At 65.1% G+C, this 21,902-nt stretch carries 22 protein-coding genes and 1 pseudogene; 14 read left to right on the forward strand and 9 right to left on the reverse strand.

Annotated features, from left to right (window positions below; genetic code table 11):
- The coding region (locus tag AC1ROK_RS06970) for a cadherin-like domain-containing protein (RefSeq protein ID WP_492845209.1) at positions 1-1,566 on the reverse strand (1,566 nt) is incomplete at its 3' end.
- A 279-nt stretch (positions 1,567-1,845) separates the two neighbouring features.
- Between AC1ROK_RS06970 and AC1ROK_RS06975 the strand changes: the two genes are divergently transcribed.
- Together AC1ROK_RS06975 and AC1ROK_RS06980 are read left to right on the forward strand one after the other, a co-directional pair.
- Positions 1,846-2,823, forward strand: coding sequence for a hypothetical protein (locus tag AC1ROK_RS06975; protein WP_492845211.1), 978 nt, complete (start codon positions 1,846-1,848; stop codon positions 2,821-2,823).
- Positions 2,801-3,526 carry a response regulator gene (locus tag AC1ROK_RS06980; RefSeq protein ID WP_492845212.1) on the forward strand — a complete coding sequence of 242 codons (726 nt, stop codon included), beginning with the start codon at positions 2,801-2,803 and terminating at the stop codon, positions 3,524-3,526. Before AC1ROK_RS06975 ends, AC1ROK_RS06980 begins: the two co-directional genes overlap by 23 nt.
- On the opposite strand, the gene AC1ROK_RS06985 is transcribed toward AC1ROK_RS06980, so the two are convergent.
- Positions 3,523-4,941: a sensor histidine kinase gene (locus AC1ROK_RS06985; protein ID WP_492845214.1), complete on the reverse strand. Its 1,419-nt coding sequence runs from the start codon at positions 4,939-4,941 to the stop codon at positions 3,523-3,525. The two genes, AC1ROK_RS06980 and AC1ROK_RS06985, sit on opposite strands and share 4 nt — an antisense overlap.
- A gap of 165 nt (positions 4,942-5,106) precedes the next feature.
- Here AC1ROK_RS06985 and AC1ROK_RS06990 point away from each other — a divergent pair, with 165 nt between their 5' ends.
- The 5 genes from AC1ROK_RS06990 (at position 5,107) to AC1ROK_RS07010 (ending at position 8,777) form a co-directional block, all read left to right on the forward strand.
- On the forward strand, positions 5,107-6,882 hold the full coding sequence (locus AC1ROK_RS06990) for a winged helix-turn-helix domain-containing protein (RefSeq protein WP_492845216.1): 1,776 nt from the start codon (positions 5,107-5,109) through the stop codon (positions 6,880-6,882).
- Between the two features lie 95 nt (positions 6,883-6,977).
- Complete coding sequence (locus tag AC1ROK_RS06995) at positions 6,978-7,286, forward strand: nickel-binding protein (protein ID WP_492845218.1); 309 nt, start codon at positions 6,978-6,980, stop codon at positions 7,284-7,286.
- A gap of 90 nt (positions 7,287-7,376) precedes the next feature.
- The gene (locus tag AC1ROK_RS07000) at positions 7,377-7,931 is read left to right on the forward strand and encodes a hypothetical protein (RefSeq protein ID WP_492845220.1); all 555 of its coding nucleotides are present in this window, start codon (positions 7,377-7,379) and stop codon (positions 7,929-7,931) included.
- 15 nt (positions 7,932-7,946) lie between these two features.
- Positions 7,947-8,225 (forward strand): DUF4242 domain-containing protein, encoded by a 279-nt coding sequence (locus tag AC1ROK_RS07005; protein ID WP_492845222.1) that lies wholly within the window; start codon positions 7,947-7,949, stop codon positions 8,223-8,225.
- A 129-nt stretch (positions 8,226-8,354) separates the two neighbouring features.
- A complete protein-coding gene (locus AC1ROK_RS07010; RefSeq protein ID WP_492845224.1) occupies positions 8,355-8,777 on the forward strand; it encodes a DUF1236 domain-containing protein in 423 nt (140 codons plus the stop codon).
- A gap of 43 nt (positions 8,778-8,820) precedes the next feature.
- Here the strand turns inward: AC1ROK_RS07010 and AC1ROK_RS07015 are convergent, their stop codons facing one another.
- Genes AC1ROK_RS07015 through AC1ROK_RS07025 form a run of 3 tightly spaced genes read right to left on the reverse strand, consistent with a single transcriptional unit; the run spans position 8,821 to position 11,344 of the window.
- Positions 8,821-10,179 carry an ATP-binding protein gene (locus tag AC1ROK_RS07015; protein WP_492845226.1) on the reverse strand — a complete coding sequence of 453 codons (1,359 nt, stop codon included), beginning with the start codon at positions 10,177-10,179 and terminating at the stop codon, positions 8,821-8,823.
- Positions 10,176-10,841 carry a response regulator transcription factor gene (locus tag AC1ROK_RS07020; RefSeq protein ID WP_492845228.1) on the reverse strand — a complete coding sequence of 222 codons (666 nt, stop codon included), beginning with the start codon at positions 10,839-10,841 and terminating at the stop codon, positions 10,176-10,178. Before AC1ROK_RS07020 ends, AC1ROK_RS07015 begins: the two co-directional genes overlap by 4 nt.
- Positions 10,841-11,344: a PepSY domain-containing protein gene (locus AC1ROK_RS07025; RefSeq protein WP_492845230.1), complete on the reverse strand. Its 504-nt coding sequence runs from the start codon at positions 11,342-11,344 to the stop codon at positions 10,841-10,843. The genes AC1ROK_RS07020 and AC1ROK_RS07025 overlap by 1 nt, the downstream gene beginning before the upstream one ends.
- 410 nt (positions 11,345-11,754) lie before the next feature.
- On the opposite strand from AC1ROK_RS07025, the gene AC1ROK_RS07030 reads away from it, so the two are divergent.
- Positions 11,755-12,006 carry a hypothetical protein gene (locus AC1ROK_RS07030; protein WP_492845232.1) on the forward strand — a complete coding sequence of 84 codons (252 nt, stop codon included), beginning with the start codon at positions 11,755-11,757 and terminating at the stop codon, positions 12,004-12,006.
- A gap of 42 nt (positions 12,007-12,048) precedes the next feature.
- Here the strand turns inward: AC1ROK_RS07030 and AC1ROK_RS07035 are convergent, their stop codons facing one another.
- On the reverse strand, positions 12,049-12,357 hold the full coding sequence (locus tag AC1ROK_RS07035) for a hypothetical protein (protein WP_492845234.1): 309 nt from the start codon (positions 12,355-12,357) through the stop codon (positions 12,049-12,051).
- A 152-nt stretch (positions 12,358-12,509) separates the two neighbouring features.
- Here AC1ROK_RS07035 and AC1ROK_RS07040 point away from each other — a divergent pair, with 152 nt between their 5' ends.
- On the forward strand, positions 12,510-13,925 hold the full coding sequence (locus AC1ROK_RS07040) for a homospermidine synthase (protein WP_492845236.1): 1,416 nt from the start codon (positions 12,510-12,512) through the stop codon (positions 13,923-13,925).
- A 161-nt stretch (positions 13,926-14,086) separates the two neighbouring features.
- On the opposite strand, the gene AC1ROK_RS07045 is transcribed toward AC1ROK_RS07040, so the two are convergent.
- The 3 genes and pseudogenes from AC1ROK_RS07045 to AC1ROK_RS07055 form a co-directional block, all read right to left on the reverse strand.
- Positions 14,087-15,358: an L-fuconate dehydratase gene (locus tag AC1ROK_RS07045; RefSeq protein ID WP_492845237.1), complete on the reverse strand. Its 1,272-nt coding sequence runs from the start codon at positions 15,356-15,358 to the stop codon at positions 14,087-14,089.
- Positions 15,359-15,405: 47 nt separating this feature from the next.
- A complete protein-coding gene (locus tag AC1ROK_RS07050) occupies positions 15,406-15,750 on the reverse strand; it encodes a TOBE domain-containing protein (protein ID WP_492846359.1) in 345 nt (114 codons plus the stop codon).
- Positions 15,719-15,850 (reverse strand): annotated as a pseudogene (locus AC1ROK_RS07055) (GH116 family glycosyl-hydrolase); the annotation flags it as partial. The gene AC1ROK_RS07050 and the pseudogene AC1ROK_RS07055, both read right to left, overlap by 32 nt.
- A gap of 365 nt (positions 15,851-16,215) precedes the next feature.
- On the opposite strand from AC1ROK_RS07055, the gene AC1ROK_RS07060 reads away from it, so the two are divergent.
- From AC1ROK_RS07060 to AC1ROK_RS07080, 5 genes are all read left to right on the forward strand, one after another.
- A complete protein-coding gene (locus AC1ROK_RS07060; RefSeq protein WP_492845239.1) occupies positions 16,216-17,847 on the forward strand; it encodes an ABC transporter substrate-binding protein in 1,632 nt (543 codons plus the stop codon).
- A gap of 81 nt (positions 17,848-17,928) precedes the next feature.
- The gene (locus AC1ROK_RS07065; RefSeq protein WP_492845241.1) at positions 17,929-18,897 is read left to right on the forward strand and encodes an ABC transporter permease; all 969 of its coding nucleotides are present in this window, start codon (positions 17,929-17,931) and stop codon (positions 18,895-18,897) included.
- The gene (locus AC1ROK_RS07070; RefSeq protein ID WP_492845243.1) at positions 18,894-19,808 is read left to right on the forward strand and encodes an ABC transporter permease; all 915 of its coding nucleotides are present in this window, start codon (positions 18,894-18,896) and stop codon (positions 19,806-19,808) included. The genes AC1ROK_RS07065 and AC1ROK_RS07070 overlap by 4 nt, the downstream gene beginning before the upstream one ends.
- Before the next feature lie 3 nt (positions 19,809-19,811).
- Entirely contained in the window at positions 19,812-20,834 is a 1,023-nt protein-coding gene (locus AC1ROK_RS07075; protein WP_492845245.1) for an ABC transporter ATP-binding protein, read from the forward strand.
- A gap of 8 nt (positions 20,835-20,842) precedes the next feature.
- Positions 20,843-21,832: an ABC transporter ATP-binding protein gene (locus AC1ROK_RS07080; RefSeq protein ID WP_492845247.1), complete on the forward strand. Its 990-nt coding sequence runs from the start codon at positions 20,843-20,845 to the stop codon at positions 21,830-21,832.
- The last annotated feature ends 70 nt before the right edge of the window (positions 21,833-21,902 follow it).

The following is a 21,902-nucleotide window of genomic DNA, read 5'->3' on the forward strand; positions in this document are numbered from 1 at the left end:
GNGCGTGGTCACCGAGCCGGCTTCCGCCACCGTCGCTGCATCATCGGCCGCAACAGGCGCATCGTTGACCGGCGTCACCGTGATGTTGACCGTCGCCGTGTCGGTGCCGCCCTCGCCATCATCGACGGTGTAGGTGAAGCTGTCGGTCAGCGTCTCCGAGCCGTCATGGGTGTAGGTGAAGGTGCCGTCATCATTGTAGACCACGGTGCCGTGCGCACCCTGGCTGTTGCCGGTGATCATCGCCGCGGTCAGCGTGGTGTCCGCATCGCTGTCGTTGACCAGCACGTTGAGCGTGGTCACCGAGCCGGCTTCCGCCACCGTCGCTGCATCATCGGCCGCAACAGGCGCATCGTTGACCGGCGTCACCGTGACCGCCACCTGGCCGGTGTCGGTAGTCGTGCCGTCCGTCACCGTGTAGGTTATAGTGTCGCCGCCGTGGTAGTTGGCATTCGGGGTGTAGTTCAGCGTACCGTTCGGATTGACCGTGACGGTGCCGTGCAGCGCCGTCGGCGTCCCAGAGATCGACAGAGGATTGTCATCGACGTCGGTGTCGTTGCCCAGCACGTTGATGTTGTTGAGCGGCGTGTCCTCGGCCGTCGTCGCCTCGTCGTCGACCGCCACCGGCGCATCGTTGGTGCCCGTAACAGTAACATCGATCGTCCGACTTGCCGTTCCGTCGAAGGATGTGACCACCAGAGTGTCATGCACCACCTCGCCGCCATACAGGTGATCGGCCTTGGCGTGATCGAGGTTGTAGGTCCACTGCCCGTTCAGCGCGTTGAAGGTGAAAGTGCCGTAGGTGCCGTTGAGGCTGGCCGCCGAGGGCGCCTGGAAGACGTTCTGGCCGACATCGAGGTCGTTGACGGTCAGCGTTCCCAGGGCCTGCATCTGGCCGGCAGTATCTTCAATCGTGCTGCCGGTGGAGGTGCCTGAGATCGTCGCGGCATCGTTGGTGCCGGCGATCTTGATCTCTGCGGTCGCCCAGCTCAACGTGCCGTTGGCCATGCGAATGGCATAGGTGAACGTGTCGGTGAAGTACTGCCCCGCACCGAGTCCCTGGATCTGGGAGAGCGCCGCGGCACTCAGCGTGCTCGCGTCATAGCCTACCCGACCGTCGGCGGTGATCCAGATCCGGGCGCCGTTGGCGCTGGTGTCGGTGCTGTCTGCTTCGGTCCGTGCGGTATCCTGGGTCAGCAGGTCGGTCGGGCGAATGCCGCCAGCGCTGTCCGCATTATCAAGCGAGTAGAGCGTCTTGGCGCCGCCAGCCTTGTCGTTCGCCATGACATCGATGAGGATAGGGACGTATGACCCACTCGAACCGATACCAAGCGCACTTGCGTTGAAGACGTCGTCCACTGCCTGAGGCGTGTTTCCAAACGACGTGACAATACCCTTGGTGATCGCGGCCATTCGAAAATCCCCCATTGGCCGCGTCTGAGCGCGGCCTGCTCTAAATCTGCCCCAGATCCCGGCCGCAACGGGAGTTAAGACATAATTAGCAATTACTACTTCGAATGACTTTAGATGCAGCCCCTTAATACCTGGAATATGGACCGAGGTCGCCATCAGATTCGCAGGATATGGCTTAGGGAGGGGGCCCCTCTTGCCGCAATATCCACCGTTGCGCCTGAGAAGCAGGACCGAGGCAGGCGACAATATCCGGATGGACCACTAGGGACCAAGGTCGCCATCGGCCGCCTCCAGATTCCCCGGTAAGGTTAACGCTGGCGTTCCGCTAGTCTGTGACGCTATTTTGCGACAGACCAGCAAGACAATATAGCGACCTTCCGCGTCAGAGCATTGTCCGTTCATCGTCGCGACCAACTGCAACGCTGAGACCATAGGGTGACCGAACTGCTGACCAAAGACCATCGGCGTCCATACTCGTCCGGACCATCCGGACGCCGACGCCTCGTTGATCTTTGCTGTATGATCGCCGCGTTCGGCGTATTGCTGAGCTGGCCCGCCATCGCCGGAGGCGCAAAGTGGGTTGCCGTGGCGGTCAGCGGCACGGTCCTGTCGATGAATGGCGATCAATGGGCTGAGCTGCCGGCACGCTCGCAGGTGCTCGATGGTGTTCCGGTCCGAACGCTGCAGGGGGCCAAGGCCGAACTCGTGCGGGGCGAGATCACGCTCAAGCTGGGGCCCAACACCGCACTGCGGGTCGACCAGGCGGCGCATAACCTTACCCTGGTTACCCAGTTTGCTGGAACAGTCGGTATCGATGCCCGCATCCCTTCAAATCAGCGACTGATGCTGAGGACGCCGAAAATGACGGTGGTCCTCGGAACGGGCCACAGTCGTTTGATCGTCGCCGGCGACACCGGCGAGGTGACCGTGGACCTGGGCAAGGCAACCGTGGTCGACCTGGTGACGGGACAGGAGCAGACTGTTCCCGCCGGCGTCACGCTTGCCGAAGCCAAGGCAGACGCGACGCTGCTGGAAACTGGCAATGGCCGGAACAACGGCAACGCCGGCGGAAACAGCAATACCGGTGGCAACGGAAACGGACACGGGAACGGAAACACGGCAAGCAGTGGCAACGGCAACTCCGGCGGTAATGGCAACGCCGGAGGCAGCGGAAACGGCAACGGCAACACTGGTGGAAACGGCAATGCTGGAGGCAACGGCAACGCCGGAGGCAACGGCAACGCCGGAGGCAACGGCAACGCCGGAGGCAACGGCAATGCCGGAGGCAACGGCAACGCAGGCGGCAGCGGCAACGCAGGGGGGAACGGTAACGGCGGGGGCAGCGGTAACGGCAATGCAGGTGGCAATGGCAACGGCAACGGTGGCGGAAATGGCAACACACCCAGTGAGTGACGCCGCCGATCGCTCAGCGGCCGATAGCCAGCCAACCAGCATCGCCTTCGTGGATGATCATCCGACCCTGCTGGCCGGCATCGCCTCGCTCTTCGCCGACGATCGCCGCTACAGCATCGCGGGCACGGCATCCTCGGCCGACGGAGCCGTGGAGCTGGCCGCATCGGGTCGGCCGGACATCATGACGCTGGACCTGAGCATGCCGGGCGACGTGTTCTCCGCCATCCGATCGATTGCCGAGTGCTCTCCCTCCACCAGAATGGTGATCTTCACCGCCTATGCCGACGTCGATATGGCGCTACGCGCCCTCGATGCCGGGGCCCACGCATTCGTCCTGAAGGGGCGTCCGTCGGAGGACCTGTTTGCGGCCATCGAAACAGTGAAGAATGGCGGCCTGTTCGTTTCGCCCGATTTCTCCCCGATGCTGATCGGTGGCTTCCGCAATCGCGCGCGGCGCGAGCGCGAGCGTCCGGCCGCGAAGCTGAGCGCCCGGGAGCAGCAATTGTTGCAGGGGCTGTTCGAGGCCAAGACCAACAAGGAAATCGCACGCGCGCTGGGCCTGACGGAGAAGACCGTCAAGCACTACATGACCAACCTGATGACCAAGCTGAAGGTGAAGAGCCGCCTCGAGGTCGTGCTCGCGGCAAAACGCCTGGGGTCGCCGTACAATATCGAGACCCTGGTCCCCGACGAGAACGACTAGACCACTCTGCCAACCGGAATGTGAGCGCTGACCCTGGCCTGATCGGCATCGATGTCGACCGACAGGCTGCCGCCCTGCGACTCGACGCGGAAGCGCATTGCCCTGAGGCCCACACTGTCGGCCGACGATGAGTTGGATTGGCGCAGGGTCGTACGGTTGGTGACCTCGAGACGAAGCTGGCCGCCGTCGACACTGGCCAGAACCTTCTGGTCTTCTCCACCACCGTGCCGGTAGGCATTGTTCAGGGCCTCCTGGACCACCCGATAGGCGCAAATCCTGACGGTGATCGGCACCTCGACATCCTGGGCAACGTTCAGATCGTGCCGGACCCGCGTCCCGGTCAGGTTCTCGTGGCGGCTTATCGCCAGCGAGATGGTCTCGGAGATACCAAGGGTTGCGAGCTCGGGCAGGACGAGCCCGGCGGAAATGCCGCGCAGATCCTCCAGGGCCTCGCTCGCCAGCCTGGCCCCCGCTGCTGCCTGGTCGCTCGTCGAGCCGCTTCGCGATCCGGTCAGCTTGAGGATCAGCAGGGTCAGCAGTTGCACCGGACCGTCGTGAATGTCGGACCCCACCTGGGCCAGCACGTGCTCGTTGGCGAGGCCGGAGTCGACGCGCAGTTTCTCCGAGGCGAGCTGCAACGCCACGTTCTCCTTGAGCAGCGCCCGCGTGGCGATGAGGTTGGCGGCCAGCCGCTGCCGCTGGCCGGTGATGATGCGACCGGTGACATCCACCAGCAGCGCCAGGGCGCCAACCGACACCATCCCGATCACCGCCACGATGATCCACACATCGGAGCGCGCCTGCGCCTGCAGTTCACGAACGGTCCTGGCGCTGAAATAGAGCTCGGCGATAGCCGCCACCCGATCACCGTCACGTCGGAGCGGCGTGTAAATCTTGAGGATCGGCAAGGTCGACCTGGGCAGATCGCCGACAGAGCGCAGCGGCAGATCGACCACATGCGCGGTCACCATGCCGCCCGCAGCCTCGGACAGGCCGACTGCCGATGCCTCGTCCTCCAGCCCACCGAGGGATTCGAAGGCCACCCGGCCGTCAGCGTCCCGCACACGGATCTGCAGCAGCCGCGTACTGTCGGCGCTGTTGGCCACCTTGAACACCGCTTCGAACGCGGATTGGCTGTCGGCTGCCGACATCGCGCCGTCGAGGCTTTCAGCGAGCAGGGCCTCGAAACTCGCCGCGGCCGTCTCGGCCACCCCCCTGGTGATGCTCTGGCTGATATAGGCGTTGGTCCAGTTGCCCAGCGCGAGCATCGCCGCGAGCACAACCGCCAAGGCTACAAGGAAAAACCGCTGCGAAAGCGAAACCCGGCGCCAGACTCGGGCCACCACGGTTCTGATGCGCCGGGCGACGCGAGTGTAATGCATCAAGTCGAAGCTCGGTTGGGCTGCAACGTGCAAACGTTACACGAAATACGCCGCGCCACAAAAGTCGTCAGGCTGCCCGCCACCAGCTTCTCAAGATTCATCATATGTTATTCATCATACGTTCAGTCGGGAGGTGGAAGAAGCGGCGGCCTGGTCTACGTGGCGAGGGCGGCCGCGTGCCATGCCGGGGTAGCGCCTATGCAGTTGACCTTTGGTCCCTTCGTCCTCGACGAGGAAGCTCGCGCACTGATGTTGCGCGGCCAGGCGCGGCATGTACAGCCGCGGGTCTTCGATCTGCTGGCCTACCTGGTCAGGAATGCCGGACGCGTGGTGCCCAAGGACGAGTTGCTGGACGCGCTGTGGCCCAACGTCACCGTGACCGAGTCATCGCTGCAGCGCGCCGCGAGCCTGGCGCGGCGAGTGCTGGCGGAAGGCGGGGTCGGCGAGGCGTTGCGCAACTTTGCCCGCCACGGCTACCGTTTTGCGCTCGACGCGCAGGGGTTTGGTGGGCCAGCACCGATACCGCCCGTCGCCGAAGGTGCAGGTTTGGCGGCTGCCCGGGCGGCTATGAGCAAATACGATTGGGACGCGGCCACCGGCCTGTTTGCTGAAGCTTCGGCAGCCGGCCCGCTCGACGCCGAAGATTTCGAGCTCTGGGCACTCGCCGACGAGTGCCGCGGCCATCCGGTTGCCGCGTTGCCGGCACTGCACCGGGCGATCGAGGCGCACCTGGCGGCGGGACGGAACGACAGGGCAGCGCGAACCGCAACGACGGTTGCGCGAGTGGAACTCGAACGTGGCTCGAGCGCGGCAGCGCAAGGCTGGCTCGAACGCGCCGACACCATCCTCGCCGACGCGGACAATGCCGGCGTGCGGGCGCACCTATTGTGGATGCGATCGCGCCTTGCGGCCTCCAGCGGCCGGCCGGAAGACGCCTTGCGGCTCGCCTCCAGCGCGGCAGAGCTCGGGGCCAGCGCAGGCGACCCAGGCCTCGAGGCGCTGACGCTGGTCTACAAGGGCTTCTTCCAGATGTCGCTGGGCCAGATCGAGGAAGGCAGCAGGTTGCAGAACCATGCCGCCGCGATCGCGCTCTCCAGCCATGTCGACCCGATCACCGGGAGCCTGGTCTACTGCAACATCCTGTGGACATGCCGGACCTTTGCCGACTGGGAGCGCGCGCTGCAATGGAGCGATGGCTTCGATAGCTGGTGCGATGCGAGCTTTGCCGAGCGCCCGGGCTCGTGCAACCTGCACCGCGCGGAGATCCTGGGCGCCCGCGGCACGCTGATCGAAGCGTTCGACGCAATCAGCCGTGCCTTGCCGAAACTGATCGAGGAGGAATCCTGGTCGCTGGGCGACGGGTATCGCGTGCGTGGCGACGTCGCTGCCATGCTGGGCGATTTCGTCACCGCCGACGCGGACTATGCCATGGCTTATGCGCTGGGCTGGGACGCCGAGCCGGGCCACGCGGTGCGGCTGTTCGAGCAGGGCGACGCGGAGGCGGCGCTGACGGCGCTCGATCGGACAATGCAGGGGCGCGGCTGGTTCCACCTGCAGCGCCATGGCGTGCTGCTGGTCAATGCGGCGCGCATCGCCGCCAAGTCCGGCGACGCGGCGCGCGCCGAGGGCTATCTCGCCGAGCTCACCGGCAGCCAGGAGCGCTGGCCGCAGCCCGCCATCCGCGCCATGATCGCCGAGACGCGGGCTGCCCTGCTGCCGGTGGGGGACCTGCAGGCGACGCAGTTGCGCATCCTCGCCCGCCAGCTGTGGACCAGCGCCAAGGTCGATTATCACGCCACCCGAGTGCGGCTGGAACTGGCGGAGGGCTACATCGCAGCAGGTGACAACCCGGGCGCCGAGGCGGAGCTCGGGGCCGCCGAGATGACCGCCCGCCGCATCGGTTCGCCGCGGCTGATCGAGGCCGCTGCGGCGCTGCGCCACGAGGCGAGCATCGGCAAAATGATCAGCATCTGATCAGGCCGCGGTAAGGACAGTCAGCACCAGTCCGCCTATTGCAGTCCCCGTTCCGCAGCCTCTCGCCTGGGCGGCTGCATCGAATGAGGATTGAGATGCAGCTCTACGTCGTCCGCCGTCCCAGCGCCTGGGTTGCCATGCCCGATATCGAGCATGTCGGTCGGGTCTGCGCCCGCATCGGCGACGAGCAAATGCAGGGTCGCGTCCGCTGGATCCGCAGTTACGCCGTGCGCGAGCCGGACGGCCGCCTCGGCACATTCTGTGTGTACGAAGCGACCGACGGCGAGGCCATCCGCGAACATGCGAGGCGTGCCGGCATCCCGGGGGAAGAGTTCTACCCGGTGGCCGAGACCCTGGTGGTTCGCCCCGATCCGGGCGGGCGGCCCGAGCAGCGACAATCCTGAGGTTGGAAGTTTCGATAGACCCTACCGGCGGGGCGCCATGCGCCGCCGAGGCAGGGGGGCATCACCGCACTCTGTTCAGGACCAAGACAAATGAACGTCTCCCTACCCCGTCTGGCGCATGACGCCAGCAAGCGAGCATTGCTCGCAACCTGCATGCTGGCGGCGGCAATCATCGCCCAGCCATCCCTGGCGCACGACCAAGCCGCCGGCGTGTCGCCGGACAACCCGCTCGCCAACAAGGTGCGCGAGGTGAACGCCCGCTTCGCCGATGTCGGCGTGGCGACGGCCGAAGGCTACGCCCCGATCCCCTGTGTCTCGGGCATCGAAGGCGGCGCCATGGGCATCCACTACGTCAACGGCGCGCTGATCGAGGACGGCGCCGTCGATATCGGCAAGCCCGAAGCGGTGATGTACGAACCGCAGGCCGATGGCAGCATGCAACTGGTGGCGGTCGAGTACATCACCACCAAGGGCCCGGCCAATCTCGACGGGCACCTGTTCAGCTTCACCAACGCGCCCAACCGCTACGGCCTGCCGCCCTTCTACGAGCTGCATGTCTGGGCCTGGCGCGCCAACCCGACCGGCACCTTCGCCGACATGAACCCCAACGTCTCCTGCGACGCGACCGTCGCGGCCACCAACTGAGGAAGGACTGAACAAATGAAACGCTATGTGATCGAACGGATGATCCCGGGTGTCGGCAAGCTCACCGCCGAGGAGCACCGCGAGGCAGCCCGCGTCTCGAACGAGGCGCTGGCCAAGCTGGCGCCGCGGGTGCAGTGGGTGCACTCGTACTTTGCCGACGACATGACCTATTGTGTCTATCTCGCCGAGGACCCCGAGGACATCCGGCGCCATGCCGAACTCAGCGGCTTTCCGGCCAACAAGATCACCCAGATCAGGGTAGTCGTCGATCCGGGCACGGCCGAAGCGGCCTGACTCTGCGACGCGGGCGGAGTGCCTCGCATGGCGCTTCGCCCGGGTCGTACCGGTGAACTTCTCTTGGAACCGATCGAGCCCACGGGACTTCCCCCTTTGGCGGCGGAGACAAGAAGAAGGATCACAAAAATGAAGAAACTCATCTTGGCCACCCTGGCGGTGTTCACCCTTGGCAGCGGTACGGTGCTCGCGCAAAGTGATGCCGGCGCCGCGGTCGGCGGTACGGCAGGCGGCGTCAGCGGCGCCATCGCCGGCGGCCTGATCTTTGGCCCGATCGGCGCGGTCATCGGCGGCTTTACCGGCGCCGTGATCGGCGCGAGCGCAGTTGCCGACACCTCCATCGAGTATGCGCGCCTCAACCCGACCGAACCGGTCATCATCGAAGGCGATATCGACGTCGGTTATGTGGTGCCCGATACTATCGAGCTGCACGTGATCGATGGCGATCCTGACCACGCCTACTTCTACACCAACGACCGCCTCTACTTCGTCGAGCTGGAAGGGCGGACGGTCGTCTACTCGCCGGGCATCGTCGTCGCGGCGAAAGAGTAACGAAACTGGCGCGGCGCGGGCAATGTCCCGCGCCGCATCCCGGCTAGGTCACGCGGGCGGATGGGATGCGCACCATGGCTTCAAGCCCGCCGGCCTTGGAGCGGCCGATGCTCAGGGTACCGCCGTTGAGCTCTAGGATTTCGCGCGCGATCGAGATGCCGAAGCCGGTGCCCGATCGCTCTTCGTCGAGACGCCCGCCACGCTTGCCGAGCTTGGCTATATCCTCGTCGGACAGTCCCGGACCGTCGTCGCCGATAATGAACTCGGCCATCTCGCCGCTCGGACGACAGGCGACTTCGACCTGGGTGCGCGCCCATTTCGCAGCGTTCTCGAGCAGCACGCCCACCAGTTCCATCAGATCGTGGGGGTCCATGTCGACGCTGGCCGGGTCGGCATCGAGCTTCCAGAACAGCTCCGGTCCCCGCCCCGCCTTGCGCATCACGGTGACGCTGCGCAGCAACACCTGGTCGAGCGAGGCCGTGAGTACGTGTTCGGCGCTGCGCATCCGCAGTTGCGCCAGCCGCAACTGGTAGTCGATCCGTTCCGCCATTTCCTCGCTGAGGAGTTCCAGCACCTCGGCATTGCCGGTGTCGCCCTCGACCCTGAGGCGCCCGGCGGTCGCCGTCAGCACGGCCAGCGGGGTCTTCAACCCATGCGCCAGGTCGTCGGCACGGGTGCGGGCGAACTGGATGGCGCGCTCGTGGCTGGAGAGCAGCGCGTTCACCTCGTGCACGACCGGGCCGACCTCCGCCGGGTAAGGCCCGTCGAGCCGCTTGGTGCGCCCCTGCACGACGTCCTCGACGGCACGCTGCAGGGCCCGAAGCGGCCGCAACCCCAGATAGACCTGCAGCCAGGCGGCAAGCACCAGCGCCGCCCCCACCGCGAGCAGTGCGGTAGCGATGTCGATGGCGAAACGCCGGAGGTCATGCCCCCGCAAACTCAGGTCCTCGGCGACGCTGACCCGCAGATGCCGTGTCCCTGTCGCGGCGTCGATCAGGACATCCTGTGTCGCAATGCTCAGCATCTGGCCCTGCGGTCCCGGTACGTGGGCAAAGGTAGGCTCTCCGGTGGTCGCCGGCTCCGGCGCGCTCACTTCGGTGTCCCAGAGCGACCGCGACTGGCCCAGCTCGCCGCTATCGAGGTCGATGACCTGCCAGTAGAGACCGCCGGCCGGCGCGGTGTAGCGGGGGTCGCTGAGGCGGGGGCTCAGGTCAGCGAGCGAAACCTCCGAGTCGATACCGCTCAGCACGCGGTCGAGGCTGGCGAGCAGGTCCTCGCGCTGGTCGCGCTCGACGGTCGCGGCGAAGATCGAGACGATGGCGATGCCGGCGAGCAGCAGCGCTGCCAGGATCCAGAGGCCCGCGCCAGCCAATAGCCGCAGCCGCAGCGAGTGCAGCTTCACCCGTCGTCACCGGGCAGCACGTAGCCATACCCGCGTCGCGTCTCGATGATTCCCGGTCCGAGGCGACGCCGCAGTCGGCCGACCAGTTGCTCGATCGAATTGGGATCGCGGTCGCTGTCCTGGCTATAGAGGTGATCGGTCAATTCGATCTGCGACAGCACGCGGCCGCGGCTGTGCAGCAGTTGCGACAGCAGCCGGAACTCGAGCGGTGTCAGTTCGATCGGCACGCCGTCCTTGCTCACCTGCATCTGCCTTGCGTCGAACACGTATTCGCCGAAGTTGATGCGTGAGGAGGCCAGCCCATTGGAACGGCGGATGATGGCGCGGACCCGGGCCAGCACCTCCTCGACGCGGCAGGGCTTGACCACGTAGTCGTCGGCGCCGGCTTCGATGGCCTCGACCTTCTCCTCCCAGCGGCCCCGTGCGGTCAGCACCAGGACAGGAGAGTTGCGATCGGCGCTGCGCCAGCGCTTGAGTATGGTGAGGCCATCGAGCGTCGGCAGGCCCAGGTCGAGGATCACCGTCTCGAATTCCTCGGTATCGCCGCGGTACCAGGCGACCTCGCCGTCGGCCTCGATCTCGACCACGAAGCCGGCGCTGGTCAGCGCGACGCTCAGTGGCTCGGCGATGCGTTGGTCATCTTCGGCGATGAGAATGCGCATCAGTGATCCACCAGCGCTCCGGAGCGCGCATTATAGTAAAGCTTGAACAGGCGGCCGTCCGGCTCGAGCACGGTGACCTCGTAGAGGTATACGCCGGCAAGCCGCACCAATTCCACATCGAGCACCCGGCCTTTGGTGGTCTCGCCGACGAGCGCCGTGACGGTCGCCAGCGACAGCACCTCGCGCTTCTTGACCGCCTCGCGCGCGACGTTCTGGTCCTTGGGAACCTTGGTGAGCTGGTTGCCGGCGTTCGCATTTGCGTTGCCGTTCGAACCACTGCTGTTGTTCCCGCCGCCGGCATTGGCGTTGCCGGAATTTTCGCTGCCCTGGCCGCCGGCATTGCCGCCGCCATTGCCATTGCCGTTGCCATTACCCGGATCGGCGAGGGCGGGGGCGGTCAGAGCGGCGGCCAGTAGCAGGGCCAGGATGGGAGTGAAGATGCGCATGATGTGCAATTGTAACCAAGCCCAGCTGTAATTTCCCTGAAATTCGACCTCAGGCATGCGTCAGCATGCACCTGCTAGTGTGAGCTGTCCTGGCGGTTGCACACACCGCCGGGACGGTGCCGAGAGGCACCTCCCAACCCGGCGGCATCGTGCGCCCCCACTCCGCTAGCCCGCGATGCCGCCACCCGCTCCATCCGATCCGGGTAGCCAACGGCAGCCTGCAAACAGGCCGCGCTGAGTAATACTGCGCCAATACTTGAGGCGCGAGCGAACCTGCAATTTCGCTGAAACGGCGGCTCAGCGGCACATCAGACGGCGAGTGCTAACCTCAACTGCCCACCCTGCCCCCAGGGTTTGGGCGCGAGCGCCGAACAGCGCTCCGATCATGGCGGCATCGCAAGTCCATCTCCGCAGCGACCCCGCGGTGCCGCCATCCCTACCAGCCGACCCGACCATGAGGGACCGACTTGCCAATAACTGAAGCGTGGTTCTCGGCGAAACGACAGGTTCGCCGAGCCCAGATCATTCTCGACAAACTCGGAACACGACTCACCTGCGAGGTGCACAACGGCTCGCGCGCCGGCGCGACGCTGCGGGTCAACCGGGCAGCCAACGTGCCATCTTCCTTCGATCTTGAAATGCAGCCCGGGGAAACACTGAGCTGCACCGTCGTCCGCCGCTCGCGGATTGACATCTCCGTCCGGTTCCAGCCCGTCTGATCTGAAATGAGAGGTCCCGGGCGCTGGGCCCGGGACCAATGGTCACTTGTCAAAGTGCGTGTTGCAAAGCTCTTCGGCCGACGCGTACTTGCCGCCGGTCACCAGCGGGTCGTTGGTGTAGTCGAATACCCGCTCCCGGGTGGGGTCCTTCTTGGCCTGCGCCTCGGCCGCCTTGCGCGGCAGCCACTTGGTGCCAATCACATCAACATCGTTGAAGCTGTTGGGCGTGCCTGTGGTGACCAGGCAAACACGGTCCTGGCCCGGAGCTTCCGGGTTGGCGTTGTTGCCCTGCGCCAAAGCCGGCGCAGCACCGAGCGCCATGATGACGACAAGGATGGGTAGGGTTTTCATTGCTCTTCTCCTTTGGCGTCCATCTCCACGCCCTCAACCTCGCGACGCCGCCATGGTTCCGTACAAGTGCGCAGCGCGGGAACGAACCGCGGGCCAGCCGTGTTTAGGTATTGCGGCAGTGACGCGGCGCCGTGAACCAAGAGTCGATCATCATGACGACCTATGCAAAGTACGCGCGACTTCCGGGCCAAATCGTCATGCTCGGCTTCGGCAGCATTGGACAAGCAGTACTGCCACTTCTCATCCGCCATCTTGACCTGCCAGACGAACCGATCACGATCTTCGCCGCCGATGCGAACGGCGCTGAAATCGCGCGCGAGTCGAACGCCAGGCTGGTGGTCGAGGCGGTGACGCCGGAGAATTACCGGGCGCTGCTCGGCCCGCTGCTTGCCGAGGGCACGTTGCTGCTCAACCTGTCGGTCGGGATTTCCAGCACGGCGCTGATCGAACTCTGCCAGCAGAACGGCTCGCTCTATCTCGATATGTGCCTCGAGCCCTGGCCGGGCGGCTATGTCGATCCATCACGTCCGCCGGCACAACGCTCGAACTATGCGCTGCGCGAAGCTGCGCTGGCGCTGCGGCAGAAGTACCCCAACGGTCCGACTGCCGTACTGACCATGGGCGCCAACCCGGGCCTAGCCTCGATCTTCGTCAAGCAGGGTCTGTTGCGCATCGCTGCAGAGAACGGACTGCAGGTGTCACCGACTCAGAAGATCGATTGGGCGGAGCTGGCGCGCCGGCTCGACATCAAGACCATCCACATCGCCGAGCGCGACACGCAGGTCACCGGCCGGCGCAAGCAACGCGGCGAGTTCGTCAACACCTGGTCGGTGGCGGGGTTCATCGGCGAGGCGCTGCAACCAGCCGAACTGGGCTGGGGCACGCACGAATTGCATTGGCCGGCGGACGCCTCGCGGCACGGCAATGGCTGCGATTCCTCGATCTACCTCAACCGGCCGGGCGCCGCGACGCGGGTGCGCAGCTGGACGCCGCTCGAGGGGCCCTATCACGGCTTCCTGATCACCCATGGCGAGTCGATCTCGATCAGCGACCACCTGACGGTGTGGGAGAAGGGCGAAGTCGCCTATCGGCCGACGGTCCACTACGCCTACTACCCTTGCGACGACGCCGTGCTGTCCCTGCATGAACTCTGCGGCAGCAACTGGTCGGCGCAACGCATACGGCGCATCATCCGCGATGAGATCACCTGCGGGGTGGACGAATTGGGCGTGCTGCTGATGGGTAACGCCAAAGGCGCCTATTGGTTCGGCTCACGGCTCAGCATTGCCCAGGCGCGGGCCCTGGTGCCGCATAACAACGCCACCAGCCTGCAGGTGGCGGCGGGCGTACTGGCGGGCGCCGTATGGGCGGCGCAGCACCCAAGCTCAGGCATCCTGGAACCGGACGATCTCGGCTATGACGAGGTGATGCAGATTGCCCGGCCCTATCTGGGCGACGTGGTGGGGGTCTATACCGACTGGACGCCGCTCCAGGGGCGCGGCCAACTGTTCAGCGAAGATCTCGACCGCGAAGACCCCTGGCAGTTCAAGAACATCCGCGTGAACTGACCGGCGATTTCAGAAGCCCACATAAAACAGCAGGGGAGCGATTTTCATCCGCTTCCCTGCCGCTTTGCAATCTGATCGACTCTTTCGAGTGTTCACCGATCGCACAAATAGAACGTCACCCGGCACCGTGGGTTCCACAGCTTCACCAAAAAAATCGTACCTCAGCCGAAACGGTGCGCTTCGATCGAGGCGGACTTCATTTCGATGGAGAAACCGGCCCGCTTCGGCGGCATGTAGGCGGCCTTCTCGATGACGCAGGGATCAAGGAAGTGCTGGTGCAGATGGTCGACATACTCGATCACCCGGCCCTCCTTGCTGCCCGAGACGGCGAGGTAGTCGATCATCGACAGGTGCTGCACATATTCGCAGAGGCCGACGCCGCCGGCATGCGGCCAGACCGGCAGGCCATATTTGGCGGCCATCAGCAGCACCGACAGTACCTCGTTGAGGCCGCCGATGCGGCAGGCGTCGATCTGCACGATGTCGATCGCGCCGCGAGTGATGAACTGCTTGAACAAGATGCGGTTCTGGCACATCTCGCCGGTCGCGACTTTCACGGGCGCGATGGCCTCACGGATCTTCCTGTGCCCCTCGACATCATCGGGGCTGGTCGGCTCCTCGATAAAGTACGGCTTGAAGCGGGATAGCTCCTTGACCCAGTCGATCGCCTGACCGACTTCCCACACCTGATTGGCATCGATCATCAGGTAGCGGTCCGGCCCCATGATCGAGCGGACGATCTCCAGCCGGCGGATATCGTCTGAGAGGTCGCGGCCGACCTTCATCTTGATATGCGAGAAGCCGGCCTCCACCGCCTCGGTGGCGAGCCGGGTCAGCTTCTCGTTGGAATAGCCGAGCCAGCCGGCGGAGGTGGTGTAGCAGGGGTAGCCATTGGCCTCGAGCTCGGCGATGCGCTCGGCCTTGCCGGCTTCGGCCTTGCTGAAGATCGCCAGCGCCTCCTCGGGCGTGATGGCGTCGGTCAAGTAGCGGAAGTCGATGATCGAGACGAGCTGCTCGGGGGTCATGTCGGCGACATAGCGCCAGACCGGCTTCTTCGCCCGCTTGGCGAGCAGGTCCCACACCGCATTGACCACCGCGCCGGTGGCGAGGTGCATGGCGCCCTTGTCGGGCCCGATCCAGCGCAACTGGCTGTCGCCGGTGACGTGCCGCCAGAAGCGGCCGGGGTTCTCGGCGATCCAGTCCAGTTCGAGCCCGCTGACGCGATCGCGCAGCGCCTCGATCGCCGCCACCACCACCTCATTGCCACGGCCGATAGTGAAGGTCAGGCCGTGCCCCTCGAACGCACTATCAGTCTCCAGCACCACGTAGGCGGCGGAGTAATCCGGGTCCGGGTTCATCGCATCGGAGCCATCGAGCGAGGCGGAAGTCGGGAAGCGGAGGTCGTAGGTTCGAAGGGCGGTGATGCGGGTCATGGTCGTGGTCTTGGGTCTTTCAGGCGGCGAGGACAGCGCCGGTTTTGCTATCGAAGCAATAGACGTCGGACGTCCCGATGGCGAGGCCGATCACCTCGTTGTCGCTGAAGCGCTGCTGTCCCGGGGCGCTTGATAACGATACGCGAAGGTTCGGCCGCCTCGCCGACATCGCAATAGAGGAAGGTCTCGCCACCCAGTTGCTCGGTGAACTGCACCCGGGCCCGCGCCGCGGCGCCTTCGGGCGATACCACTTCGAGATGCTCGGGCCGGATGCCGATCTCGATGCTCTCCCCCGGCCTGGCCGGTTGCGGCAGGGGCAACCGGCCGCGAGAAGCCGTTGACGCTGCCCTTGTTCGGACGGTTGTAGATTTCCCAGTCGCGCAGACGGCCATCGCCGCCGATGCCGATGGAACCGGCGCCGATGCCGCCGAGCGGAAACACAACGTTGCGGGCGTTTTCGCCAGCGTAACGGAAATAGGCTGCACGATCCATGTGCACATCGCTCCAAGAGGCAGGACACGGAGGGTTCGGTCCCCCGTCATTGCCTGCCTAATAGCGTGATCCGCGACAGTGCGCGTTCAATCCTGTCGTGAGGACATTTGTGCACATCGGTCGTATCCACCCGCGCCGGGCGACCGGTGCTGACGGGTCGGCATAGCCTAAAGTGGGACGGATTGCGAAGCCGCTCAGCATTGACACGTTTGGCCTTCGCGTCGAATATTCTCAGCATTGGAACGACTTGTTCCAAATATGGGACACTTTCTTCCCGCATGACGTAAGTATTTTGCCTCCTGAGGGGGAGGCGTTGAGTGCGGTCAAAAGCAAAGCGCTGGGCCGACCTGGAGGAGAAGCTAGCAATGAACATACTCGGCAGCCGCCCTGGCAGCGGCTTGTTCAAACTCGCCCTAACATCACTGTTCCTGGCCGTCGCTGGACTGTCGCCGGCAGCCGCACAAAGCGCAGCCGAAGGCGGCACCATGGTCTTCGCGCACGAGCAGGAACCGGGCAGCCTCAACATCCTGCACCCAAGCGCCGGCGGCGGCGCTGCTTCGGCGACTGGCGGGCTGTTCAATGTCGGCACCTACCGCTTCCCGCCTGGCGAAGACCCGGTGCCGTTCATCATCTCCAAGGAAGCCGAGATCACCAACGACCCGTTCACGGTGACCTATACAATCCGCGACGATGCGGTGTGGAATGACGGCACGCCGATCACGGCGGCGGACTACGCCTTCACCTACGAGACCATCGTCAACCCGGACTGGACCATTGCCAACCGTCGGCCCTACGACCTGATCACCGGCTACGAGATCATCGACGACAAGGTGATCCGCTTCGATTTCAGCCAGCCCTACGCGTACTACCAGCAGATGTTCCCGCTGCTGCTGCCCAAGCACGATCTCGAGGGCAAGGACTGGGATACCGCTTGGCGCGACGGGCCGGGGGTCACTAACGGCGCGTTCAAGTTCGAGGCGTGGGAAAAGGGCCAGCAGATCTCGTTCGTCAAGAACGAACATTACTGGGCTGATGGCCCCAAGCTTGACCGCATCGTCATCCGCTTTGTGCCGGAAACCAACACGCTGCTCGAATTGCTGCGCAGCGGCGAGATCGATGCCTCCGACCCGCAGCCGCAGCCGCAAATAATCAGCGCGGTGGCCGGGCTCGACGGCATGAAGGTCAATGCCCGCTCCGGCCTCGTCACCGAGTTCATGCGCTTCAACCTGAAGACGCCGGGCCTCGACAAAGTGTTCGTCCGCCAGGCGATCGGCATGGGCATCGACCGCGTTGCGCTGGTGGAGAACCTGATGGGGCCGATCGACCCGGAGGCCAAACCGACCCAAAGCCTGTTCTTCGAGCCGACCAGCCCGTATTACAAGCCGAACTTCTCGAGCCTCGATTACGATCCGGCCGGCGCCGTTACGCTGCTCGAACGGAATGGCTGCGTGCGCGGCGCAGATACGGTATTCGAGTGCGACGGGGTGCGGCTGGAGTTCGGCTATCTCAGCACCTCGGGCAACGAGCGACGCGAGCTGACTTTCGAGATCGTGCAGTCGTTCCTCGCCGAGATCGGCATCAAGGTGAATGCTGACTTCGCGCCGGCGGCGATCCAGTTCGGCACCCGCCTGCCGGAAGGCGACTTCCAGATCATCAGCCATGGCGGCCCCTACAACGACGCCAAGGAAATCCTAACGGTCTATGGCTGCGACTCGCCGACCAACACCACGGGCTACTGCAACCCGGATGCCGACAAACTCGCCAACGAGGCGCTAAAGACGCCGGATGCCACGGCGCGCGCCGAACTGATGAACCAGTACGAGGCGATCATCGCCAAGGATGTAGCGCTGATCCCGTATTTCGGCCTGCCGCGCATGGTGGTCTACAACTCCAAGCGCGTCGAAGGCTTCAATGTCAGCCCGGCGCAGGACGGCAGCGTGTCGATCGGCGGCTGGTACTGGAACTGGAACTCGCACGAGTTCCATCGGGTGCAGTAACGCCCCGCCGCAACGTCTCGTCCCGGCGGCACACGCCCGCCGGGACCTGTCGACTCCCGCCGGTAGCCCCGAGCTTGATCCATGCGGTTTGTGTTCCAGCGTCTCGCGTTCAGCCTCGTAGTGCTGTTCGTCGCGACCATCATCATCTTCTTCGGCATCTCGGCGATCGGCGATCCCCTGGGGGAAATCCGCTCGCAGCCCGGCATCAGCCAGGAGGCGCTGCAGCGGCTGATCGACAAGAAGCATCTCGATGACCCCTTGATCATCCAGTACGGCTACTGGCTGCGGGACCTGGTGTTCAACCAGTTCGGCACCGACCTGTTGTACGACCGGCCGGTCTGGCCGGAACTGAGCCGGGCCCTGGGCACGACGCTGCAGGTGGTGCTGGCGGCCGAGGTGCTGGCTATCCTCGTCGCTATCGTCATTGGCACGCTGGCCGCCCGCTACCAGTATTCGCTGTTCGACTACGGTACGACGCTGGCGAGCTTCATCGGTTACGCCATCCCGGTTTTCTGGCTGGCGCTGATCCTGCAGATCCTTACCGTCAACTTCTATGAAGCCACCGGTGTCCGCATTTTCTACATCTCTGGGCTCAGCTCGGACAATGCAGGGACCGGCCTTGCCTGGCTGGTCGACCGCGTCCAGCACCTGGTGCTGCCGGTGCTGGTGCTGTCGATTGCCTCGATCGCCTCGCATAGCCGCTACGTGCGCGCCTCGATGCTCGAGGTGATCAACTCGGACTACGTGCGCACGGCCCGGGCCAAGGGCGTCGATGAGCGCACGGTGTTGCTTCGGCATAGCCTCAGGAACGCCACGCTGCCGCTGGTTACGGTGATCGGCGTCAGCATCGGGCACCTGTTCAATGGCACGATCCTGATCGAGACGATCTTCTCGATGCCGGGCATGGGCCTTTACTTCTTCAACGCGCTCAATACCCGCGACACCTACTCGCTGATGGCATGGCTGGTGGTCACCTCGGCGGTGATGCTGCTGATGAACCTCATCACCGACCTGCTCTATGGCGTGCTCGACCCGAGGATCAACAAATGACCGATCACGGCGTGGCGGCTGCGGCTGCCGATCGCGAAGGGCTCGACGTCAAGGTGCGCTCGCAGTTCCGGCTGGCGCTGGGGCGGTTCCTTCGCCACCGCGTGGCGATGGCGAGCCTCATAATCCTGGCGATCATCGTCGTCGTCGCGTTCAGCGCCGAGGTGGTCACGCCCTACAGCTATGACGGGATGAACCTGCGCGCCGCGCGGCTAGGGCCGACGCTGGAAGGCGGACATCTGTTCGGCACCGACAAGCTGGGGCGCGACTACTTTACTCGAGTGCTCTATGGCGCCCGCACCTCGATCTTCGTGGCGCTGGTGGTGGCTTTACTGTCGACGCTGATGGGCACGCTGATTGGCGCCGTCGCCGGATATTTCGGCGGCTGGATCGACGATCTGTTCATGCGCTTCACCGACCTGGTGCTGATCCTACCGGGACTGGCGCTGCTGATGATCCTCATCGCCTTCATCGGTGAAGGCTCGCCGCTGCAGATCGCCATCATCCTCTCGTCGCTGATGTGGACGCTCATCGCCCGGGTGGTGCGGGCGCAGGTGCTGTCGATGCGCACCCGCGAGTTCGTCGAGGCGGCGACGCTGTCGGGGGCTTCGCCGTGGCGGGTGATCTGGCGGCACATGCTGCCCAACATGATGGGGCCGATCATCGTCAATGCCACGCTGACGGTGTCGTCGGCGATCCTCATCGAGTCGGCGCTGTCGTTCATCGGCTTCGGGGTAAAACCCCCTACCCCGGCGCTGGGCCAGCTGATCTCGGATGGTCGCGGGGCGATGCAGACGCAGTGGTGGCTGGTGACCTTCCCCGGGCTGGTGATCATCGCAATCTGCCTCACCATCAACTTCATCGGCGACGGGCTGCGCGATGCGCTCGACGCCCGGCAGGCACAGCGGAACTGATCGATGACCCGAGTACACTCCAGCCAGCCGCTGCTGTCGGTGGAAGGCCTCATCACTGAGTTCCGCAGCGCGGAAGGCACGCTGCGAGCCGTCGACGAGGTGTCGTACCAGATCTGGCCCGGCGAGACGCTGGCCGTGGTCGGCGAGTCCGGCTCGGGCAAGAGCGTCACCGCCATGTCGGTGCTCGGGCTCATCCCGAGGCCACCCGGGCGGATCGCCGGTGGGCGCATCCTGTTCGAGGGGCGGGATCTCCTGACGGTAGCGCCGGCCGAGATGCGGGCCATCCGCGGCAAGGCCATCTCGATGATCTTTCAGGATCCGATGACCTCGCTCAACCCGGTGCTCACGGTCGGCTTCCAGATTGCCGAAGCGATGCTGGCGCATGGCGACATGGGGCGGGCCGAGGCAGCGCGGCGCGCGGTAGAGCTGCTGCGGACCGTCGGCGTACCCAACGCCGCCGAGCGCTATCACCAGTTCCCGCACCAGTTTTCGGGCGGCATGCGGCAGCGCGCGCTGATCGCCATGGCAATCGCCAACCGGCCACGCCTCGTGATCGCGGACGAACCGACCACAGCGCTCGACGTGACGATCCAGGCGCAGGTGTTCGAAGCGCTGCGGCTGGCGCAGGCCGAGACACAGGCGGCGATGATCCTGATCACCCACGACATGGGGCTGGTGGCCGAGCTCGCCGACCGGGTGGCGGTGATGTATGGCGGCCGGGTAGTCGAGACCGCCGACGTGCGGACGCTGTTCCATGCGCCGCGCCATCCCTACACCAGGGGGCTGCTCGGCAGCCTGCCGCGGATGCATGAGCGCTCCGGGCGGCTGACGCCGATCCCTGGCGCACCGCCCAGCCTGGTCAACCGTCCCTCAGGCTGCGCCTTCCACCCACGCTGTGCCCATTCGGTCGGCCGGCTGCCGTGCCGCACCGAGCTGCCGGCGATGCGTGAAGTGGAGCCGGCGCACTGGTCGGCCTGCCACTACGCGGAGGAACTCGGACAAAGCCGGAAAAGGGCCGAGGCATGAGCGTACCGATGACGGAGGAACCGCTGCTCAAGATCGACAATCTGGTGAAGCATTATGGTGCGCGCGGCGGCGGTAGGAAACCGGCGATACGGGCGGTCAGCGACATCAGCCTGACGCTGCGGGCCGGCGAGACGCTGGGGCTGGTCGGCGAATCCGGCTGCGGAAAGTCCACCACTGGGCGCTGCATCATCGGCCTGGAGCAACCGACCGGCGGGCGTATCATCTTCGACGGCAAGCCGGTGCAGCATGGCCGACGGGCGGCGCTGACCGCCATGTGGCGCGACATGCAATACGTGTTCCAGGATCCGTTCGCCTCGCTCAACCCGTTGATGACGGTGTTCGCTATTCTCTCCGAACCGCTGCGGCTCTCGGGGATGAAGGCCGGCGACGCGCAGGTCCGGGTGACAGAGTTGATGCGGCTGGTCGGGCTGGCGCCGGAGCATGGCAACCGCTTCCCGCACGAATTTTCGGGTGGCCAGCGCCAGCGCATCGGCATCGCCCGGGCCCTAGCGCTCAACCCCAAGCTGCTGATCCTCGACGAGCCGGTCTCGGCGCTCGACGTCTCGATCCAGGCGCAGGTGATCAACCTGCTGGAGGACCTGCAGGAGCGACTTGGCCTCGCCTACCTGTTCATCGCCCATGACCTGTCGGTGGTCAGCCACATCTGCGACCGCATCGCAGTGATGTATCTGGGGCGGATCGTCGAGATCGGCACCCGCGAGGAGATTTTCGAGCGGCCACAGCATCCCTACACCCAGGCGCTGCTCAGTGCTGTGCCGATCGACGACCCGGACCTGCGCGGCAAGCGAAAGCGCATCGTGCTGCAGGGTGATCCGCCGAGCCCCGCCAAGCCACCGTCGGGCTGCGCGTTCCGCACCCGCTGCTGGAAGGCCACCGAAATCTGTGCACAGCAGGTGCCGCCACTGGAGCCCAAGCCAGGGGCGAAACAGGCGGTTGCCTGCTACCATGCCGGCGCGTTGGCGGCGGAGCCGGCATGAGCTATGTGCCAGGCGGGTAGGAGATCGCAGCCGGATCGTGTAGACGGCTAGCGGTCTCAACGGACGATGG

This window comes from Devosia sp. GW821-FHT12F11, assembly GCF_058806655.1.

Coding starts and splice junctions, on each gene's coding strand:
- AC1ROK_RS06990 (WP_492845216.1), top strand. CDS start 5,107: ATGCAGTTGACCTTTGGTCCCTTCGTCCTCGACGAGGAAGCTCGCGCA.
- AC1ROK_RS06980 (WP_492845212.1), top strand. CDS start 2,801: ATGGCAACACACCCAGTGAGTGACGCCGCCGATCGCTCAGCGGCCGAT.
- AC1ROK_RS07060 (WP_492845239.1), top strand. CDS start 16,216: ATGAACATACTCGGCAGCCGCCCTGGCAGCGGCTTGTTCAAACTCGCC.
- AC1ROK_RS07010 (WP_492845224.1), top strand. CDS start 8,355: ATGAAGAAACTCATCTTGGCCACCCTGGCGGTGTTCACCCTTGGCAGC.
- AC1ROK_RS07080 (WP_492845247.1), top strand. CDS start 20,843: ATGACGGAGGAACCGCTGCTCAAGATCGACAATCTGGTGAAGCATTAT.
- AC1ROK_RS07020 (WP_492845228.1), bottom strand. CDS start 10,841: ATGCGCATTCTCATCGCCGAAGATGACCAACGCATCGCCGAGCCACTG.
- AC1ROK_RS07025 (WP_492845230.1), bottom strand. CDS start 11,344: ATGCCTGAGGTCGAATTTCAGGGAAATTACAGCTGGGCTTGGTTACAA.
- AC1ROK_RS07070 (WP_492845243.1), top strand. CDS start 18,894: ATGACCGATCACGGCGTGGCGGCTGCGGCTGCCGATCGCGAAGGGCTC.
- AC1ROK_RS07075 (WP_492845245.1), top strand. CDS start 19,812: ATGACCCGAGTACACTCCAGCCAGCCGCTGCTGTCGGTGGAAGGCCTC.
- AC1ROK_RS07035 (WP_492845234.1), bottom strand. CDS start 12,357: ATGAAAACCCTACCCATCCTTGTCGTCATCATGGCGCTCGGTGCTGCG.
- AC1ROK_RS07005 (WP_492845222.1), top strand. CDS start 7,947: ATGAAACGCTATGTGATCGAACGGATGATCCCGGGTGTCGGCAAGCTC.
- AC1ROK_RS07040 (WP_492845236.1), top strand. CDS start 12,510: ATGACGACCTATGCAAAGTACGCGCGACTTCCGGGCCAAATCGTCATG.
- AC1ROK_RS06995 (WP_492845218.1), top strand. CDS start 6,978: ATGCAGCTCTACGTCGTCCGCCGTCCCAGCGCCTGGGTTGCCATGCCC.
- AC1ROK_RS07045 (WP_492845237.1), bottom strand. CDS start 15,358: ATGACCCGCATCACCGCCCTTCGAACCTACGACCTCCGCTTCCCGACT.
- AC1ROK_RS07065 (WP_492845241.1), top strand. CDS start 17,929: ATGCGGTTTGTGTTCCAGCGTCTCGCGTTCAGCCTCGTAGTGCTGTTC.
- AC1ROK_RS07000 (WP_492845220.1), top strand. CDS start 7,377: ATGAACGTCTCCCTACCCCGTCTGGCGCATGACGCCAGCAAGCGAGCA.
- AC1ROK_RS07050 (WP_492846359.1), bottom strand. CDS start 15,750: ATGGCCGTCTGCGCGACTGGGAAATCTACAACCGTCCGAACAAGGGCA.